General features: G+C 72.6%; 1 protein-coding gene. It reads right to left on the bottom strand.

Annotated elements, in window-relative coordinates; translation table 11 throughout:
• Positions 1 to 843, bottom strand: an 843-nt coding sequence (locus DBR34_RS17470) for an RNA polymerase sigma factor (protein WP_258224075.1), incomplete at its 3' end; no start/stop codon positions are given.
• Between the last annotated feature and the right edge of the window lie 438 nt (positions 844 to 1,281).

Genomic DNA, 1,281 nt, shown 5'->3' with positions numbered 1-1,281 from the left:
CCCGCCGAGATAGCTGCCCAGCATGCCGCCGACCAAGCCGCCGATGACCGCGCCCAGGCTCAGCATCTGGTCCGGGGTCGCGTTCTGGCTGAGCGCCGCGCTGAGCGAGCCCAACGCCGTGCCGCCCGAGACCGTGGCCCCGCCCAGGCCGAGCTTGCTGGTGCCCAGCCCGGTGCCGAGCAGGATCGCGGCACTGGCGGTGCCGGGGGCGGCGACCATCAGCACCGAGGCAATGGTGGTGGCGAACGCGGCGCTGGGGGCGCTGCTGCGCGCGAAATCGCCGAAACGGCGCAGCATTTCCTCACGCACGCTGGCGCGGGCGCGCGACAGGCGCTTGCGCACGGCGGCATCGCTGAGCCCGAGCAGGTCGGCCACCTGCTGCGAGCGCTGGCCCTCGCGGTAGTACAGCAGCAGGGTTTCGCGGGCGTCTTCGGGCAGGGCCGAAATGATCTCTTCGGCCGCCAGTTCCTCTTCCACCCGCTGCAGCCGCTCGGGTGCGGTCGGGCCGGGATCGGCGGCCATGCTGATCGCGATCTCGGCCGCTTCGCCGGACAGCGGGCGGCCGCGGTTGGCGCGCAGCCAGTCGCGGGCCAGGTTGCGGGTGATCTGGCGCAGCCACGGCAGGAAGCTGGACGGATTGCTGAGCTGGTTGAGCTGCTGCCAGGCCTTGATGAAGGCCTCCTGCGCGATGTCCTCGCTGGCTTGCACGTCGCGGGTGATCGCCAGGGCGATCGCAGTGACGGTGTTCTGGCAGGCCAGCACGATGCGCCCGTAGGACTGGGTGCAACCAGAGGCAGCCGCGGGCAGTTCGCGTTCCAGGGTGGCAGTCAGCTGGGGCGTCATGGCGTCGTTTCCGGAGGTGATCCGAGTATGACGAGGGCCGCGAAAGAATGTGACCGGGTGGGGGCCGACCGGTTGCCTGTGACCGGGTGGGGCCCGCCGGCTGCCTGTGACCCGGTAGTGCCGGCCGCTGGCCGGCTCTGCATGGATCTGGCCGCAGGAGCAGCCGGGTAGCCGGATAGCCGGGCAGAGCCCGGCTCTACGGGATCGGGGCCGGCAGCCGGGCAGAGCCCGGCGTTATGGGATCGGGGCCGGCAGCCGGGCAGAGCCCGGCTCTACGGGATCGGGGCGCGAGCCGGGCAGAGCCCGGCGTTATGGGATCGGGCCGGGCAGCGCCCGGCATGGCCGGTTACTTCGCCGGTTGGATCCGGACCCGCACTTCGTCGTCTTCCGGAGGCGCGGGCTGGGCCGGGGCTGCGGCCGGGGCTGCGGCCGCAGCCC

Source organism: Stenotrophomonas sp. HMWF003, from assembly GCF_003061285.1.
In the GTDB taxonomy this organism is placed as follows: domain Bacteria; phylum Pseudomonadota; class Gammaproteobacteria; order Xanthomonadales; family Xanthomonadaceae; genus Stenotrophomonas; species Stenotrophomonas maltophilia_AP.
The sequence above is the reverse complement of the archived record's forward strand: the minus strand, read 5'-3'. Positions and strand labels throughout refer to the sequence as shown.